General features: G+C 60.5%; 16 protein-coding genes. 6 read left to right on the top strand and 10 right to left on the bottom strand.

Features of this window, described 5'->3' with window-relative positions; all coding sequences use genetic code 11:
* The first annotated feature begins 26 nt into the window (after positions 1-26).
* From PH558_RS10735 to dnaA, 3 genes are all read left to right on the top strand, one after another.
* A complete protein-coding gene (locus tag PH558_RS10735) occupies positions 27-800 on the top strand; it encodes an enoyl-CoA hydratase (protein ID WP_095433779.1) in 774 nt (257 codons plus the stop codon).
* 193 nt (positions 801-993) lie between these two features.
* Positions 994-1,269, top strand: coding sequence for a 30S ribosomal protein S20 (gene rpsT, locus PH558_RS10730; protein WP_004108374.1), 276 nt, complete (start codon positions 994-996; stop codon positions 1,267-1,269).
* 872 nt (positions 1,270-2,141) lie between these two features.
* Positions 2,142-3,692 carry a chromosomal replication initiator protein DnaA gene (gene dnaA, locus PH558_RS10725; protein WP_113406776.1) on the top strand — a complete coding sequence of 517 codons (1,551 nt, stop codon included), beginning with the start codon at positions 2,142-2,144 and terminating at the stop codon, positions 3,690-3,692.
* Positions 3,693-3,815: 123 nt separating this feature from the next.
* Here the strand turns inward: dnaA and gcvA are convergent, their stop codons facing one another.
* Positions 3,816-4,712: a transcriptional regulator GcvA gene (gcvA, locus tag PH558_RS10720; RefSeq protein ID WP_095433781.1), complete on the bottom strand. Its 897-nt coding sequence runs from the start codon at positions 4,710-4,712 to the stop codon at positions 3,816-3,818.
* A gap of 155 nt (positions 4,713-4,867) precedes the next feature.
* On the opposite strand from gcvA, the gene PH558_RS10715 reads away from it, so the two are divergent.
* Positions 4,868-5,791, top strand: coding sequence for a DMT family transporter (locus PH558_RS10715; protein WP_285204112.1), 924 nt, complete (start codon positions 4,868-4,870; stop codon positions 5,789-5,791).
* 102 nt (positions 5,792-5,893) lie between these two features.
* Here the strand turns inward: PH558_RS10715 and hemW are convergent, their stop codons facing one another.
* From hemW to rph, 4 genes are read right to left on the bottom strand one after another with little or no spacing between them, the layout of a single operon-like run.
* Positions 5,894-7,069 carry a radical SAM family heme chaperone HemW gene (gene hemW / locus PH558_RS10710; RefSeq protein ID WP_285204434.1) on the bottom strand — a complete coding sequence of 392 codons (1,176 nt, stop codon included), beginning with the start codon at positions 7,067-7,069 and terminating at the stop codon, positions 5,894-5,896.
* A 36-nt stretch (positions 7,070-7,105) separates the two neighbouring features.
* On the bottom strand, positions 7,106-7,750 hold the full coding sequence (gene rdgB / locus PH558_RS10705) for an RdgB/HAM1 family non-canonical purine NTP pyrophosphatase (protein ID WP_285204110.1): 645 nt from the start codon (positions 7,748-7,750) through the stop codon (positions 7,106-7,108).
* A gap of 11 nt (positions 7,751-7,761) precedes the next feature.
* Complete coding sequence (locus PH558_RS10700) at positions 7,762-8,178, bottom strand: VOC family protein (RefSeq protein ID WP_095433783.1); 417 nt, start codon at positions 8,176-8,178, stop codon at positions 7,762-7,764.
* An 11-nt stretch (positions 8,179-8,189) separates the two neighbouring features.
* Positions 8,190-8,906 (bottom strand): ribonuclease PH, encoded by a 717-nt coding sequence (gene rph / locus PH558_RS10695; protein WP_015338597.1) that lies wholly within the window; start codon positions 8,904-8,906, stop codon positions 8,190-8,192.
* Between the two features lie 172 nt (positions 8,907-9,078).
* On the opposite strand from rph, the gene hrcA reads away from it, so the two are divergent.
* Positions 9,079-10,167 carry a heat-inducible transcriptional repressor HrcA gene (gene hrcA / locus PH558_RS10690; protein WP_095433784.1) on the top strand — a complete coding sequence of 363 codons (1,089 nt, stop codon included), beginning with the start codon at positions 9,079-9,081 and terminating at the stop codon, positions 10,165-10,167.
* A 100-nt stretch (positions 10,168-10,267) separates the two neighbouring features.
* Here the strand turns inward: hrcA and PH558_RS10685 are convergent, their stop codons facing one another.
* Positions 10,268-10,702, bottom strand: coding sequence for a GFA family protein (locus PH558_RS10685; protein ID WP_285204102.1), 435 nt, complete (start codon positions 10,700-10,702; stop codon positions 10,268-10,270).
* Positions 10,703-10,917: 215 nt separating this feature from the next.
* On the opposite strand from PH558_RS10685, the gene grpE reads away from it, so the two are divergent.
* Positions 10,918-11,559 (top strand): nucleotide exchange factor GrpE, encoded by a 642-nt coding sequence (gene grpE, locus PH558_RS10680; protein ID WP_112722001.1) that lies wholly within the window; start codon positions 10,918-10,920, stop codon positions 11,557-11,559.
* A gap of 193 nt (positions 11,560-11,752) precedes the next feature.
* Here the strand turns inward: grpE and ptsN are convergent, their stop codons facing one another.
* The 4 genes from ptsN to lptB form a co-directional block, all read right to left on the bottom strand.
* On the bottom strand, positions 11,753-12,217 hold the full coding sequence (ptsN, locus tag PH558_RS10675; protein ID WP_015338601.1) for a PTS IIA-like nitrogen regulatory protein PtsN: 465 nt from the start codon (positions 12,215-12,217) through the stop codon (positions 11,753-11,755).
* Positions 12,218-12,305: 88 nt separating this feature from the next.
* Positions 12,306-12,881 carry a ribosome hibernation-promoting factor, HPF/YfiA family gene (gene hpf / locus PH558_RS10670; protein ID WP_095433787.1) on the bottom strand — a complete coding sequence of 192 codons (576 nt, stop codon included), beginning with the start codon at positions 12,879-12,881 and terminating at the stop codon, positions 12,306-12,308.
* A 250-nt stretch (positions 12,882-13,131) separates the two neighbouring features.
* On the bottom strand, positions 13,132-14,643 hold the full coding sequence (rpoN, locus tag PH558_RS10665; protein ID WP_483314142.1) for an RNA polymerase factor sigma-54: 1,512 nt from the start codon (positions 14,641-14,643) through the stop codon (positions 13,132-13,134).
* A gap of 243 nt (positions 14,644-14,886) precedes the next feature.
* On the bottom strand, positions 14,887-15,675 hold the full coding sequence (lptB, locus tag PH558_RS10660; protein WP_095436152.1) for an LPS export ABC transporter ATP-binding protein: 789 nt from the start codon (positions 15,673-15,675) through the stop codon (positions 14,887-14,889).
* Positions 15,676-15,685 lie beyond the last annotated feature (10 nt).

Below are 15,685 nucleotides of genomic sequence, written 5' to 3'. Positions count from 1 at the left end.
CCGAGGCTGGTAAAAGGGAGAGAGACGTGACTTACGAAACCCTTATCGTCGAAACACATGGGGCCGTCGGTCTCATCCGGATTAATCGGCCGCAGGCGCTGAATGCGCTGAATTCTACGGTCCTCTCCGAATTAAAGCAGGCCTATGCCGCTTTTCATCTCGATGATGCCATCGGCGCGATCGTGCTCACCGGCTCGGAAAAGGCCTTTGCCGCCGGCGCCGACATCAAGGAAATGCAGTCGCTCGATTTCGTCGGCGCTTACAAGAATGACTTCTTCGGCGGCTGGGCCGAGATCGCCAATGCCCGCAAGCCCGTTATCGCGGCGGTCAGTGGCTTCGCGCTCGGCGGCGGCTGCGAGGTGGCGATGATGTGCGATTTCATCATCGCCTCGGAGACCGCCAAATTCGGCCAGCCGGAAATCACGCTCGGCGTCATCCCTGGCATGGGCGGCTCGCAGCGTCTCACGCGCGCGGTCGGGAAGGCGAAGGCGATGGACCTAGTGTTAACAGGCCGGATGATGGATGCGGCGGAGGCAGAGCGTTCGGGCTTGGTGGCGCGTGTCGTGCCGGCGGACAAGCTCCTGGACGAAGCGCTGGCCGCCGCCGCCAAGATCGCATCGCTATCGCGGCCCTCGGTGCTGATGGCCAAGGAAGCGGTCAACCGCGCTTTCGAAACCACGCTTGAGGAGGGGTTGCGTTTCGAGCGCCGCCTGTTCCATAGCCTGTTTGCCACAGAGGATCAGAAGGAGGGCATGGCGGCCTTCGTCGAGAAGCGCAAGCCGTCCTTCAAGAACCGCTAAGGGGCGGGATTCAGGAATTACGCGGGTTTGGCGAGAATCCGCGTTGACGCCGCGGCTCATTCCGGTTATATGCCCGCCACAGTTTGGAAAGCCGCTCTGGTTTTCCGCAATTGCTCCCGCATTGCTGGATGAAGTGGCCGCAGGGCCCGCGCTGCAACGATGGAGTTTTGTTCGAATTCTAAGAGAGGCATACATGGCCAATACTACCTCGGCGAAAAAAGCGACCCGCAAGATCGCCCGCCGCACCGATGTCAACAAGGCTCGTCGCTCGCGCGTTCGCACGTTCGTTCGCCAGGTCGAAGAAGCCATCGCATCGGGTGATGCAGATCGCGCAAAGGCAGCTTTCGTTGCTGCTCAGCCGGAACTGGCTCGCGCAGCAACCAAGGGCGTCCTGCACGCCAACACCGCTTCCCGCAAGGTTTCGCGTCTTGCCAAGCGTGTGAAGGCCCTTTCGGCCCCGACTGCATAATCTTTCGTTAACGATTTAATCGTTAGAGTTAAGCCCGGCCCTCGCGCCGGGCTTTTTGGATTCGGCCAAAAAAATGCCGCATTGCCAAAAACGACCGGCCGATCATGTCAGTGACGTGACAGAAATATACCTTTGGAAACAAAGAGTTGCGGCAGGATATCCCAGCGCTGGGTGATCTGCATGACGCATTGCCGGCTCACAACTGAGTCAAGGGATTTTTTATTTTTTTTCTTTTGAAAGCTGTGGGAATCGCGTTCGGCAGGAATCTCTTTGATTCAACAGCGATTCTTTTTTGAAGGGCTTGTGACAGTCAAAAATGGCCTCCGGAGTCAATGGCCGCCTCTTAATTTTGTGTAAAATTCATCGTTGATATCTGCCTTCGATCCTGCCTAAATGGATTTCAACAAGGGGCGCGGATTTCACCTTAAACGGCTTCGGCAAACACCGTTACGTATGGCGGTGGAGGTGGTTTTGTCTCTTGTGACGGAGCAGTTCAGTTCCGTTTTTTCAAACAGTTGACGAGTAAGAACCGGAAGCGGCGACGCTTGCGGAACGAGGAAGCTTGTCTGTCCTTTGCGGCCCAAATCATTGGCGCGGCTGCGGGGAGGGGAGAAAAATTGACAGCCATTGGAGCGGTCAGTCGGAGTACGAGGGCCGATTGATGCTCCGGTTACAGACGCCGGGACGAAGACTGCTTTAAAGAGCGGTTTTTGCCACAGTGTTCCTGTAAAGCCCGCTGGCCGGGCGTGGCTGATGAACCGGTATGCGGCGCAGCTTGGACAACGAGCGTGATCGTCATGCCATGGCGAAGAACCAAGGGCGGCAGTGATGTGCTCCCGCCCTATAATAGAGACTGTGGAAGGCGGCACTATATGCAGATACATACGAGGGCGACGGGTGCGTTGGAAAATGGGGACAATGCGCAGGCGTTCGGTGCGGTTTGCTTAGAAGCGGCGGGGGAAAAGGGTGACGTGGCGCAAAGTAACTTGTTCGAGCGCGTCAGCGCGCGCTTGAAGGCTCAGGTCGGACCCGATGTCTATGCCAGCTGGTTTGCGCGGCTCAAGCTTCATTCGGTATCGAAGAGCGTCGTTCGCCTTACGGTCCCGACGACATTTCTGAAGTCCTGGATCAACAATCGCTATCTCGATCTCATCACCAGCCTGTTCCAGGCGGAAGATGCCGAGATCCTCAAAGTCGAAATTCTGGTGCGCACCGCGACCCGGCAGGGCGTGAAGCCATGCGCCGACGAGCAGCCGGCGGTGCCGGATCAAGCTGCTGTCGCGCCGATCCGTCGCGCCGTCGCCCAGCCGGCGGGCCAGGTCGTTGCCCAGGCCGTGAGTGCAGCTGCGGCTGCGCGGCCTGCAACGGCAGGTTCGCCGCTGTTCGGGTCTCCGCTCGATTCCCGCTTTACCTTCGATACGTTCGTCGAAGGCAGCTCGAACCGTGTCAGCCTGGCCGCCGCGAAGACCATCGCCGAAGCTGGCTCCGGCGCCGTGCGTTTCAATCCGCTCTTCGTCCATGCGACTGTTGGTCTCGGCAAGACACATCTGCTGCAGGCGATCGCCAATGCAGCGGTGCAGAACCCGCGCGGCCTGCGTGTCGTCTATCTGACGGCGGAATACTTCATGTGGCGCTTCGCAACCGCGATCCGCGATAATGACGCGCTGACGCTGAAGGACTCGCTGCGCAATATCGACCTGCTCATCATCGACGACATGCAGTTCCTGCAGGGCAAGATGATCCAGCACGAATTCTGCCACTTGCTGAACATGCTGCTCGACAGCGCAAAGCAGGTCGTCGTCGCCGCCGATCGTGCTCCCTGGGAGCTGGAATCGCTCGACCCGCGCGTGCGTTCGCGCCTGCAGGGCGGCGTGGCGATCGAAGTCGAGGCGCCGGACTACGAAATGCGCCTTGAAATCCTCAAGCGCCGTCTCGATGCTGCCCGTCAGGACGATCCGTCGCTGGAAATCCCGGCCGAAATACTCTCGCATGTCGCCCGCAACGTCACCGCCAGCGGCCGTGAGCTGGAAGGAGCCTTCAACCAGCTCATCTTTCGCCGCTCCTTCGAGCCGAACCTTACGGTCGAGCGCGTCGACGAACTGCTGGCGCATCTGGTCGGCTCCGGCGAGCCACGCCGCGTCCGCATTGAGGACATCCAGCGCATCGTCGCCCGCCACTATAATGTGTCGCGCCAGGAACTGGTTTCGAACCGCCGTACGCGCGTCATCGTCAAGCCGCGCCAGATCGCCATGTATTTGTCGAAGACGCTGACGCCGCGCTCCTTCCCGGAAATCGGTCGCCGCTTCGGTGGCCGCGATCATACGACAGTGCTGCATGCCGTGCGCAAGATCGAGGAACTGATCTCTGGTGACAGCAAGCTGTCGCACGAGATCGAGCTGCTGAAGCGCCTCATCAACGAGTAGGCTGAGTGATCGGCATTCTTCCGTGTTTCACGGCCGGCCTCACCGCCGGCCGTTTTCTTTGAGCTATCCATCGACTAGACGCTGTGCAGATGCGGCTCGCATCCGAAAGGCCGAAGCCGATCTCTACGCCGGCGGCGTCGTGCGCGATACCTCGGAAAATAACCAGGCGCGCAGGGCCGCGATGGCCGGCCTTTCCAGCGCACCCGGCTGATAGACGAGATGATAGGCAAGCGCGCTCGCAAATCCGGTCGGGAAGGGCGCAATGAGCGTGCCGTCAAGCAACTCCTGCTCCACGAAGGACCGGCGCATCAGCGCGATGCCGAGGCCCGCCTTCATGGCGTGATAAGCGCCCATGCCATCGGTGAAGACCGGCCCGTGCATGGCATCCACCCGCGTGGCGCCGACCGCCTTCAGCCAGAGCTCCCAGTCGCGCCGATAGACATCGTGTATCAGCGTCAGGCCGGCCAGGTCATCGACAGCGGGAGAGGGGCCAAGCGCGGCTGCCATTTCCGGCGTGCAGACCGGCACATATTCATCATCGAGAAATCTCTCGCTTGCCAGTCCCTCGTAGCCGCCGAGGCCGTGGCGGATGGCAATGTCGATCCCATCCCGCTGGAAATCCATCATGCGATAGGAGGCGCTGATGCGCAGGTCGATATCGGGATGGGCCTCCTCGAAGCGCCGCAGCCGCGGCACCAGCCAGTGCGTGGCAAAGCCGGCGGTGCACGTAAGGGTCAGCACCGTATCCTTGGCGCGCATGGCCAGCGCCGAAGTTGCTTCGCGGATAAGGCGGAATGCCGTTCGCATCGTCGCGAAATATTCAGCGCCTTCACTCGTCAGCGCCAGGCTGCGGGCTCGCCGCTCGAAAAGGCGCACGCCGAGCGCGCTTTCGAGGTCGCGGATCTGCAGGCTGATGGCGCCTGGCGTCACATGCAGCTCGTTTGCAGCCAGCGTCATGCTGAGATGCCGGGCGGAGGCTTCGAAGGCGCGTAGCGCCGAAAGGGATGGCAGTTGATCCATGACGATTGAGCTCAGCTAAACCATGATTTGAAAAAGACTCGTTTGCCAGAGGCTCGATATAGCGAGATTATTCCAGCAATGCCGATGGTTGGCAATCATGTCGCGGTTGGCCACCAATAAGTAAAACTCAATCAGCTGATGCTGGAGATGATCAGATGGCACAGAAATCCATGGGCGCGGTCGAATGGAGCATGCTGGTGGGGCTATCCATTCTGTGGGGCGGCTCCTTCCTGTTCAACGGCATTCTGGTGCGCGAACTGCCGCCCTTCACCATCGTCACCGCGCGCGTCGCACTTGCCGCCATCGCCTTGCATGTCATCGTGCGCGCCACCGGCCATGCGATGCCGAAAGACGGCAAGGCCTGGCTCGCCTTCTTCGGCATGGGCTTCCTCAACAATGTCATTCCCTTCCTGCTGATCGTCTGGGGCCAGACACATATTGCCAGCGGGCTTGCCTCGATCCTCAACGCCACCACGCCGCTCTTCGCCGTCGTTGTCGCCCATTTTCTGACGGAGGATGAGAAGATGACCGGCAACCGCCTGATCGGCGTCATCGTCGGCTTTGTCGGCGTGGCCTTGATGATCGGCCCGTCGGTGCTGGCAAGCCTTGGCTCTAACGTGCTGGCGCAGCTTGCCGTGCTGGGTGCCGCCTTCAGCTATTCGCTCGCCGGCATATTCGGCCGCCGCTTTCGTCGCATGGGGCTGGCGCCGATCATTCCTGCTGCAGGTCAGGTTACGGGTTCCGCCATCCTGTTGCTGCCGATCGCGCTCTTCGTCGATCGCCCCTGGACGCTGACAATGCCTTCGACCGAAGCCTGGCTGGCGCTTTTAGGCCTGGCCATCCTGTCGACCGCCATTGCCTATGTGCTGTTCTTCCGCATCCTGGCGACGGCAGGCGCCACCAATCTGATGCTGGTAACCTTCCTGATTCCCGTCAGCGCCGTCCTGCTTGGCGCGCTCGTTCTCGGCGAAAGCCTGCAGCCGAAGCATTTTATCGGCATGGCGCTGATCGCAGTTGGCCTTGCCGCAATCGATGGACGGCTCTTCACCCTCCCTTTGAGGGGGAGGGTCGGCACGTAGTGCTGGGGTGGGGTGATCTGTTTGGAACTGAAGACTCAATTTGTGTCTTCGGCAGTCACCCTCCGCTGCTTTGCGGCGACCTCCCCTCAAGAAGGGAGATAGTCAGCAGGCGAGATCGGCGACGACCGAATCGAGCACCAGCATTCCCGCTGGCGTGCAGCGTAGGCGGGAATTGCCGATACGCTCTATGAAACCGTGTTCCAGTAAAAATGCCTCGCGCTGCGGATCGGGGTCGCGACCGGAAAGCTGCTGCCAGCGGGCGAGATCGACGCCCTCCCGCAGCCGCAGGCCCATCAGCAGCAATTCGTCGGCCTGTTCGTCAAACCCGAGCATTTCCTGATCGACCATGCCGTGTCCGTCCCGCTCCACCATCTCGAGCCAGCTCTCAGGCTTGCGTTCGGTGGCGGTCGCCAGCTTCTGCGGACCTCTGGTCAGGCGACCATGGGCACCGGGGCCGATGCCGGCATAGTCGCCGTAGCGCCAGTAAGTGAGATTGTGCCGGCTCTCGGCGCCGGGCCGCGCATGATTTGAAACCTCATAGGCGGGCATGCCCTCGCGTTCGGTAATCTCCTGCGTCGCTTCATAAAGCAGCGCCGATTGATCGCCATCGGGCACGATCAGCTTGCCGGCCTTGTGCAGGCCGTAGAAGGGCGTGCCCTCCTCGATCGTCAGCTGATAGAGCGAGAGGTGATCGACCGCATAGGAGATTGCCTCCTTCAGCTCGCGTTCCCACTCTTCGACGGTCTGGTTCGGGCGGGCATAGATGAGGTCGAAGGACATGCGCGGGAAGATCTCGCGCGCCAGCCTGATCGCCTTCAGCGCATCCTCGACATTGTGCAGACGTCCGAGGAATTTCAGGTCGGGGTCGTTCAGCGCCTGCACGCCCATCGACACGCGATTGACGCCGGCGGCGCGATAGCCGCGAAAGCGCTCCGCTTCGACGCTGGACGGATTGGCTTCCATGGTGATCTCGATACCATCCGGCACATGCCATGTCCTAGCAATACCATCGAGCACCGCACCGACTGTTTCCGGCTTCATCAGCGACGGCGTGCCGCCGCCGAGGAAGACACTGGTGACGGTCTTCGGGCCGCTGATCATCCGCATTGTCGCCATTTCCTTCAGAAAGGCGGCGGCGAAGCGTTCCTGATCGACAGGCTGGTGGCGGACATGGCTGTTGAAATCGCAGTAGGGACATTTGGCCGCGCAAAAGGGCCAATGCACATACACGCCGAAACCGGGTTCGCCGGTATCGGGCAGCAATTGCGCGCCGTGCATCAGATCCTGTGTGTCCACGATTTCCACGGGATTAGCTTACGCCTCCAGGCAGGTTTCGACAAAGATCTTGAAGGCGCGGGCGCGGTGCGACAGCGCCTGCTCGTCGCCGGGCTTCCAGCCATGCTTCTGCTCGGCGCTCATTTCGCCGAATGTGGTCTCGTATCCCTTGGGCTGGAAGACCGGGTCGTAGCCGAAGCCCTGGCTGCCGCGTGGCGGCCAGACGACGGTGCCTTCCACTTCGCCGCGGAAAAGTTCGGTATGCCCATCCGGCCAGGCAAGGCAAAGGACGCTGACGAAGCGCGCCGTGCGGCTCCCCGGTGTGGTGGCGCCAGCCTTCTCCAAGGCGGTTTCGACCTTCCGCATGGCCATGGCGAAGTCACGCGTCCCGTCAGCCGTCTCCGCCCAATTGGCCGTATAGACGCCGGGATCGCCGCCAAGCGCATCGATGACCAGACCGGAATCGTCCGAGAGTGCCGGCAGGCCGGAGGCATTGGCGGAGGCAAGCGCCTTGATCGCAGCATTTTCCTCGAAGGTCGTGCCCGTTTCGTCCGGTTCGATGAAGTTGAGATCGGCTGCGGACTTGGCTGTAAAGCCGAGCGGGCCGATGAGATCGCGGATTTCCTGGATCTTGCCGGCATTGTGGCTGGCAACGACGATGGTCTTGGTCTCGAGCTTGCGCATGTGCTGTCCTGTCATAGGCCCCAGATGCGGGGTTCGGCGCATTCCAGGCTGTTGCCGGCCGGATCGCGGAAATAGATCGATCGGCCGCCATTCGGCCAGTGAAAATCGGCTTCGATATCGACACCGGCAGCCTTCAGCCTTTCGGCCATGGCTTCGATCTCGTTGCCATCGACACGGAAGCAGACATGGCCATGACCCTTGGCCCCATGCGGCGGTACGGGCAGGGCGCCCGGCTCGTGCGGCTTGACCGTTTCTTCACTGTTGAAGATCAGGAGCACACCCGGCCCGCAGCGATAGAAGACATGACGGTTGCCGCCTCGCGATATCTTCTGCAGTCCGAGTATGCCGCCATAAAAGGCTTCGATGGCATCGAGATCGTCTGCATAGAGCGCGGTTTCAAGAACGCCTGCGAGGGCCGGGTCAGCCATTCAAGATATCCTCAGGCGATGGCCTGCTTTTGCAGCTCCACCAGTTCGGCGATACCGTTCTTGGCGAGGTGCATCAGTGTGGCGAATTCCTCTTCGCTGAAGGGGGCGCCCTCAGCTGTTCCCTGGATCTCGACGATGCCGCCCTTGCCAGTCATGACGAAATTGGCGTCGGTCTCGGCCGAAGAATCCTCGAGATAGTCGAGATCGATGACAGGCTGATCGGCAAAGATACCGCAGGAGATGGCGGCGATGTGATCCTTCAGCACGCGCTCGACCTTGACCATGTTGCGGCTTTCCATCCACTTCAGGCAGTCATAGAGCGCGATCCAGCCCCCTGTGATTGAGGCCGTGCGCGTGCCGCCATCGGCCTGGATGACGTCGCAGTCGACGGTGATCTGGCGCTCGCCCAATTCCTTGAGGTCGACGACGGCGCGCAGCGACCGGCCGATAAGCCGCTGGATTTCCTGCGTGCGGCCGCCCTGCTTGCCGGCGGCGGCTTCGCGCTTCATGCGCTCGCCGGTCGCCCGCGGCAGCATGCCGTATTCCGCCGTGACCCAGCCCTTGCCGCTGTTGCGCAGCCATGGCGGCGTCTTGTCTTCCAGGCTTGCCGTGCAGAGCACATGCGTATCGCCGAATTTCACCAGGCAGGAGCCTTCCGCATGCTTGGAAAAATTGCGCTCGAACGACACCTTGCGCATCTGGTCGGTTTTTCTGCCTGAAGGCCGCATTCCACTCTCCTGAAAGTTCGTTGACCGCTTCTACGACCCGCAGGCCGCTTTTGCAAAGGAAAAGCAGGCCGCAAAGCCGCTCGGCGGCAGCGGCGACATTTTTCCCTTTTGCCATTGCTAACTGAATGATTATATTTTGCCTAAGGCTCAACGGAATGGAACTGACAGCGAAATGGTATTCACGACATCGTCGGTCTCGGATGTCATTGCTGCACTGGACGAACGCTCCAAGGAAATCTTCCGCCGCATCGTCGAAGGCTATTTGGAAAGCGGCGAGCCATTGGGTTCGCGCAACCTCTCGCGCCTGCTGCCGATGTCGCTCTCGCCAGCCTCGGTGCGCAATGTCATGAGCGATCTGGAAGAGCTGGGGCTCATCTATTCGCCGCATGTGAGCGCCGGGCGCTTGCCGACTCAGATAGGTCTGCGTTTCTTCGTCGACGCCTTCATGCAGGTCGGCGATCTCTCCGCTGAGGACCGCGCCAATATCGACCGGCAGGTGCGCGGCAGCAATCGCGACCAGCCGGTGGAGTCGATGATGTCGGAGGCAAGCCGGGTGCTGTCGGGCATTTCGCGCGGCGCCGGCCTCGTCATCACCTCTAAGAGCGATCCCGTTCTCAAGCATGTGGAATTCATCCGGCTGGAGCCGACCAAGGCGCTCGCCGTGCTCGTCGGCGAGCACGATCAGGTCGAAAACCGCATCATCGAGCTGCCGGCCGGCACGACCTCGTCGCAGCTGACGGAAGCCGCCAACTTCCTCAACGCTCATATGACCGGCCAGACGATGCCGGAACTGCGGCGGCAGTTGCAGAGCCTTAAGGAAAGCGTGCGCCAGGAGCTGGACAGCCTGTCGCATCAGCTGGTCGAGCGCGGTATTGCCGTCTGGTCCGGCGGAGATGACGACGGTAAGCCGACGCAGCTTATCGTGCGCGGCCATTCCAATCTGCTCGCCGAAATCGGTGGTGCGGAAGATCTGGACCGCCTGCGCCTGCTTTTCGACGATCTCGAGAAGAAGGACAGCCTCATCGAAATCCTCAATCTCGCTGAAAGCGGACCGGGCGTGCGCATCTTTATCGGCTCGGAAAACAAGCTTTTCTCGCTGTCCGGCTCCTCTCTGATCGTTGCGCCCTATCGCGATGATGACGATCGCATCGTCGGCGCCGTCGGTGTCATCGGCCCGACGCGGCTGAACTACGCCCGCATCGTGCCCATGGTCGATTATACCGCCCAGCTGATCTCGCGGCTGTCGCGGCCCGGGATCTGAGGAGAGAATCTAGAGCGGCTCAGCTTTTCACGGAATGTCTGAACGCTCTATCTCTTTGTTTTCACGCGAACTTTTCCTGGGATTGCTGTAGCTGCTACGGTCAATCGGGAAGCAAGGTTCCAGATCCGCCCATCTCGGCTGGTAAATCCTTCTGCTTCGGCAGCCCGTCCTTCAGATGCAGCACCGTCGTCTCGTAGTTGACATGCACGCCAGGCTGAAAATCGAGATCGGGCAGGACGGCCGCGTAGACATCGGTCACGCCCCACGGCGGATGCTCGGTCAAAAGATGGCCGCCGCAGACCGTGCACCATTTGCGCACGCTCTTCTCGGTCTTCTGGTAGCTGCCGATCTTGTCCGCGCCCATGGTAATATGAACGGCTTCCGGCGGCCAGAGCGAGAAGGCATTGACTGGCCCTGCCGACCATTCCCGACAGGACTCGCAATGACAGTAACCCATTGCCATTGGCTCGCCATCGACCGCGATTTCCACCGCGCCACAGAAACACTTGCCTGAAAGGGATTTGCCATTAGACATTGATGTCACCCCATGCTGTCCTGAGCTGCACTTCAGCATACTACCGGGAAGGAGGGCTGAACAGTCGACGTCTTGAACAGCGTCCGGGACCGGCGAACCGTATTGCCGCCGCTGCAAAGCCGCGATTTGGCAGTTCTTCTCGACAAAGCCTTGATTTTTTCCGGCCAAACCTCGATATCGGGCACATCCAAAGACCAAGCAATTCGGAGACCGTCATGACCGACGAAACAACAAAAACCGGACCTGACGCCACGGCGGCTGACACGTCAGCGGATTTCGCGCAGGATGCAGCGGAAACCGTTGATGCGGCTGAGCCGTCTCAGCCAGATCCGGTTGAGCTGCTGAAGGCCGAGAACGGCGAACTGCGTGATCGCTACTTGCGCCTTGCTGCCGAGATGGACAACCTCCGTCGCCGCACCGAGCGCGACGTGAAGGATGCAAAGTCCTATTCCGTGGCAAGCTTTGCCCGCGACATGCTCTCGGTGGCCGACAATCTGCGCCGCACGCTGGATGCCATTCCGGCCGACGCCCGTGATGGCGCCGATGCCGGCCTGAAGACGCTGATCGAAGGTGTCGAGATGACCGAGCGTTCGATGCTCTCGGCCCTCGAGCGTCATGGCGTGCGCCAGCTCGAGCCGATCGGACAGAAGTTCGATCCCAATTTCCATCAGGCCATGTTCGAAGTGCCGAACCCGGAAGTGCCGAACAACACGGTCGTCCAGGTAGTACAGGCCGGCTTCGTCATCGGCGACCGCGTTCTGCGCCCGGCCATGGTCGGCGTCGCCAAGGGTGGCCCGAAGATCGTGGAAAATGCCGAGCAGGGTGCCAACAGCCCGCTGGATGAGAAAGACGCCTGATCCTCTTTCGGGCAACGCCAATAAAAGAAGAGAGCCGGACGATCTCGGATCATCCGGCTCTTATTTTTGCCTTGGTCCGATGCGATCCGTCAAAGCATGTTGCGCAAAACTGTGCAGCGGTTTTGCGACAACGACATGCGCAAGATCAAAGACCTAAAGCGCAAGACGCGAATCTGAAAGATCGCGAAGCACTTTAGGCAGCGTTGGATGCCTGCTCCTCGTTGAGGAAGGCATAGATGGCGGAGGCGGAATCGGTGGCGCGGAGCTTCGCGACGAGATCCTGGTCCCGCAGAACGCGGGCAATGCGCGAGAGCGCCTTCAGGTGGTCTGCGCCGGCACCTTCGGGTGCGAGCAGCAGGAAGACGAGATCGACAGGCTGGTCGTCCAGCGCCTCGAAATCGACAGGCGCTTCAAGGCGCGCGAAAATGCCGGCGATGGATTTGATGCTGGCAAGCTTGCCGTGCGGAATGGCGATACCGTTGCCGACGCCGGTGGAGCCGAGGCGCTCGCGCTGCAGCACGACGTCGAAGATTTCGCGCTCCGGCAGTCCGGTGAGCTTGGAGGCTTTGGCGGCCAGCTCCTGAAGCAGTTGTTTTTTGGAATTTGCCTTCAAGGCGGGGATGATCGCATCTTGCTGGAGCAAATCTGCCAATGCCATTCTCTTTATCCTTCGTGTCGCCGAGAACCGATGACGGGCAAGCGGCGGCCAGCTGCGATGATGCGCAGCCGCCGCTTATCTTCTATTCTCAGCCTTTGATATTGGCTGCGTCGATCCAGCCAATGTTGCCGTCCTGACGGCGGTAGACGATGTTCAAGTGTTCGTTGCCGGGGCTGCGGAAGAGCAGCAGCGGCTCGTCGGTCATATCGAGCGCCATCACGGCAGTCGCCACCGACATTGTCTTCAGTTGTTTCGTGCTCTCTGCGACGATTGCCGGCGCGAAGTCGGCAGGAATCTCCTCGTCGTCATCGGGAACGCCGTCCATGACGGTATAGGCGACTTCGGCCTGACCGTTCACGTGGTTGCCGGCCTGATGGTCCTTGAGTTTGCGCTTATAACGACGCAGGCGCTTTTCGATGCGCTCGGACGCAGCGTCGAAAGCAAGCTGCGGGTCCATGGCTTCGCCGGCAGCATGCAACACGACACCGCTATCGAGGTGAAGCTTGCAATCGGCCGCAAAACGCGAACTGGACTTCTGCACAGTTACCTGACCCGAATACCCCCCGTCGAAGTATTTGGTCACGGCCATACCGATCTGGTCCTCGATCCGCTGACGGAAGGAGTCGCCAATTTCCATATGTTTACCGGAGACACGCACACTCATGGAGTTTCCCTTCTTGTAGTGGTTATTGCGCGTATCAGTTTACGCCAAGCCTCAAGCTCATCCAAGCACTTCACGCAGTCAAAGGCAAATTGCGTATATTGACCGCCTTTTGGATGGTGGGGATAAGTTTCATGGTCGTGCTGTCCTGCAGCGATTGCGGCGGGCTTCTAGCCCTGCCTCATACGAAAGTCAACTGCATCTTAACGGACCGTTAGGAGTTTAACATCCTGTGGTTGAGTGTCGCCGGCCGTCAGAAACCAGAAACTTTGGCTAGAGCCCGCTTCTCCCGGCGCCGTTGCACGGAGGAAGGGATGTTCATGGCTTCCCGGTACTTTGCAACCGTGCGGCGAGCAAGCTCTATTCCGCCCTTCTTCAGCGTATCGACGATATCGTCGTCGGAGAGGACCGCATCCGGGCTCTCGTTCGAGATCAGCAGGCGGATCTTGTGGCGCACGGCCTCCGCAGAATGGCTGTCTCCGCCCTCGACGGCGCCGATTGAAACCGTGAAGAAATATTTGAGCTCGAACAGCCCGCGCGGCGTCAGCATGTACTTGTTCGAGGTCACGCGGCTGACCGTCGATTCATGCATCTTGATGGCGTCCGCCACGGTTTTCAGGTTGAGCGGCCGCAGATGGTCGACGCCATGCAGCAGGAATGCGTCCTGTTGCCGCACGATCTCGCTTGCCACCTTCATGATCGTCTTGGCGCGCTGGTCCAGGCTGCGGGTCAGCCAATTGGCATTCTGCAGGCATTCCGACAGGAAGGCATGGTCCTGGCTGGTCTTGGAGACGGAGGCGAAATAGGACTGGCTCACCAGTACCCGCGGCAGCGCATCGGGATTGAGTTCTACCAGCCAGCTACCGTCCGCAGAGGGACGCACGACGATATCGGGCATGATTGCCTCCGATATGTCGGTCTCGAAACCGCTGCCGGGCTTCGGGTTGAGCTGGCGGATTTCCGCCATCATGTCGAGCAGGTCTTCCTCATCGACGCCGCAGAGCCGCTTCAGCGTGGCGAAATCGCGCCGGGCAAGCAGCTCGAGATTCTCGATCAACCTCTCCATGGCGGGATCGAAGCGATCCTTCTGTCGGAGCTGGATTGCCAGGCATTCGCTGAGGGAGCGGGCAAAGACGCCGGGCGGATCGAGTTGCTGTAGGGCCTCCAGCACGCGCTCGACGTCGGCAAGCGTCGCACCGAGGCGTTCGGCCGTCTCACCGAGTTCGCCGCGCAGATAGCCACAGTCGTCGAGCTGGTCGACGAGATGCTGGGCGATCAGCCGGTCGCCCATAGCGGGAAGCGAGAAGGGAATCTGTTCGTTGAGATGATCGCGCAGCGAGACCTGGCCTGCGACGAAATCGTCCAGGTCGTAGCCTTCACCGGCATCGCCACCAGGCATGGACTTCCACTGGCTGAGCAGCTCCGGCGCATCGGCGCGCTGCGGGTTGCCGTCATCGGGGAAGACGTCGCTGAAATTGGTGTCGAGCTCGTCGCTCAGCCGGTTGGCATTGCCGGTATTGTCGCTCTCGTACCAGTCGCTCGCAAGATCGCCGGCATTGCGTTCGGAGCCATCCTCGCCATGGGCTTCTTCCATGGTCTCGAAGCGTTCCTCCCTGGTCTCGCGATCGCCGCCGCTGCCTATATCCTCGTCATTTGACGCAAATTCCAGCAGCGGGTTCTTTTCGACTTCCTGTGCGATGAACTGCGTGAGCTCGAAATGCGTCATCTGCAGCAACTGGATGGATTGCATCAGTTGCGGTGTCATCACCAGGCTCTGGCTTTGGCGCAGGAAAAGATTGGCCGATAGTGCCATGGCGGACGCGGGACTCCCCTTGAACTCCTCGGGAATCCGCGCCTCTTTTCACTAAAATTCTCGCGAAATTCCAACTGGCCCAAAAATTGCTTTTTTATTGGATTTGGTCAAGCGGAACTGTGAAGCCGAAGTAAATTTCCGGCGCGCGGTAGCATTCGCTAATATTGGCGGATGGGAGGACGGAATTTCAGCCTATCAGAGGCTGAAATTGTCACCCAGATACAGCTTGCGTACTTCAGGATTGCTGACGATGTCGTTCGCCCTACCATGGGTCAGGACTTCACCCGCATGGATGATATAGGCGCGGTCGATCAGGCCGAGTGTCTCGCGCACATTGTGGTCCGTGATCAACACGCCGATGCCGCGCGCCGTCAGGTGATGCACGAGGTTCTGAATGTCGGCGACTGAAATCGGGTCGACACCGGCAAAAGGTTCGTCGAGCAGCATGAAGGTGGGATCGGTGGCCAGCGCGCGGGCGATTTCCAGGCGCCGTCGCTCGCCGCCCGAAAGCGCGATCGCCGGCACGCTGCGCAGATTGCGAATGTGGAATTCCTCCAGCAATTCGTCGATCTTGCGCTCCCGCTTCGTCTTGTCCCTTTCGTGGACTTCGAGCACGGCGCGGATGTTTTCTTCCACGGTCAGGCCGCGGAAGATCGAGGCTTCCTGCGGCAGGTAGCCGACACCGAGCCGCGCACGGCGATACATCGGCATCGAGGTGACATTGTTGCCGTCGATCTCGATCGTGCCCTCATCGACCGGCACCAGTCCGGTGATCATATAGAAACACGTCGTCTTGCCGGCGCCGTTCGGCCCGAGCAGGCCGACGGCTTCACCGCGCCGCACCACCAGCGAAACGCCATTGACGACGCGGCGTGTCCGGTAGGTCTTGGTGAGGCCGCGGGCAATCAGCGTCCCCTTATAGCGTGCCTTATCCGTGGCCGGTGCGCCCGATGCCGCAGAAGACGGCCCGGGGACGCCGGGCAAGGTGGAGGTG

This window comes from Rhizobium pantanalense (assembly GCF_030182525.1).
In the GTDB taxonomy this organism is placed as follows: domain Bacteria; phylum Pseudomonadota; class Alphaproteobacteria; order Rhizobiales; family Rhizobiaceae; genus Rhizobium.
The sequence above is the reverse complement of the archived record's forward strand: the minus strand, read 5'-3'. Positions and strand labels throughout refer to the sequence as shown.

Bases quoted from the DNA above. Each gene is read 5' to 3' on its own strand.
- rpsT (WP_004108374.1), top strand. From the start codon at position 994: ATGGCCAATACTACCTCGGCGAAAAAAGCGACCCGCAAGATCGCCCGC.
- dnaA (WP_113406776.1), top strand. From the start codon at position 2,142: ATGCAGATACATACGAGGGCGACGGGTGCGTTGGAAAATGGGGACAAT.
- gcvA (WP_095433781.1), bottom strand. From the start codon at position 4,712: ATGGATCAACTGCCATCCCTTTCGGCGCTACGCGCCTTCGAAGCCTCC.
- PH558_RS10715 (WP_285204112.1), top strand. From the start codon at position 4,868: ATGGCACAGAAATCCATGGGCGCGGTCGAATGGAGCATGCTGGTGGGG.
- hemW (WP_285204434.1), bottom strand. From the start codon at position 7,069: ATGCACGGCGCGCAATTGCTGCCCGATACCGGCGAACCCGGTTTCGGC.
- rdgB (WP_285204110.1), bottom strand. From the start codon at position 7,750: ATGCGCAAGCTCGAGACCAAGACCATCGTCGTTGCCAGCCACAATGCC.
- PH558_RS10700 (WP_095433783.1), bottom strand. From the start codon at position 8,178: ATGGCTGACCCGGCCCTCGCAGGCGTTCTTGAAACCGCGCTCTATGCA.
- rph (WP_015338597.1), bottom strand. From the start codon at position 8,906: ATGCGGCCTTCAGGCAGAAAAACCGACCAGATGCGCAAGGTGTCGTTC.
- hrcA (WP_095433784.1), top strand. From the start codon at position 9,079: ATGGTATTCACGACATCGTCGGTCTCGGATGTCATTGCTGCACTGGAC.
- PH558_RS10685 (WP_285204102.1), bottom strand. From the start codon at position 10,702: ATGTCTAATGGCAAATCCCTTTCAGGCAAGTGTTTCTGTGGCGCGGTG.
- grpE (WP_112722001.1), top strand. From the start codon at position 10,918: ATGACCGACGAAACAACAAAAACCGGACCTGACGCCACGGCGGCTGAC.
- ptsN (WP_015338601.1), bottom strand. From the start codon at position 12,217: ATGGCATTGGCAGATTTGCTCCAGCAAGATGCGATCATCCCCGCCTTG.
- hpf (WP_095433787.1), bottom strand. From the start codon at position 12,881: ATGAGTGTGCGTGTCTCCGGTAAACATATGGAAATTGGCGACTCCTTC.
- rpoN (WP_483314142.1), bottom strand. From the start codon at position 14,643: ATGACACCGCAACTGATGCAATCCATCCAGTTGCTGCAGATGACGCAT.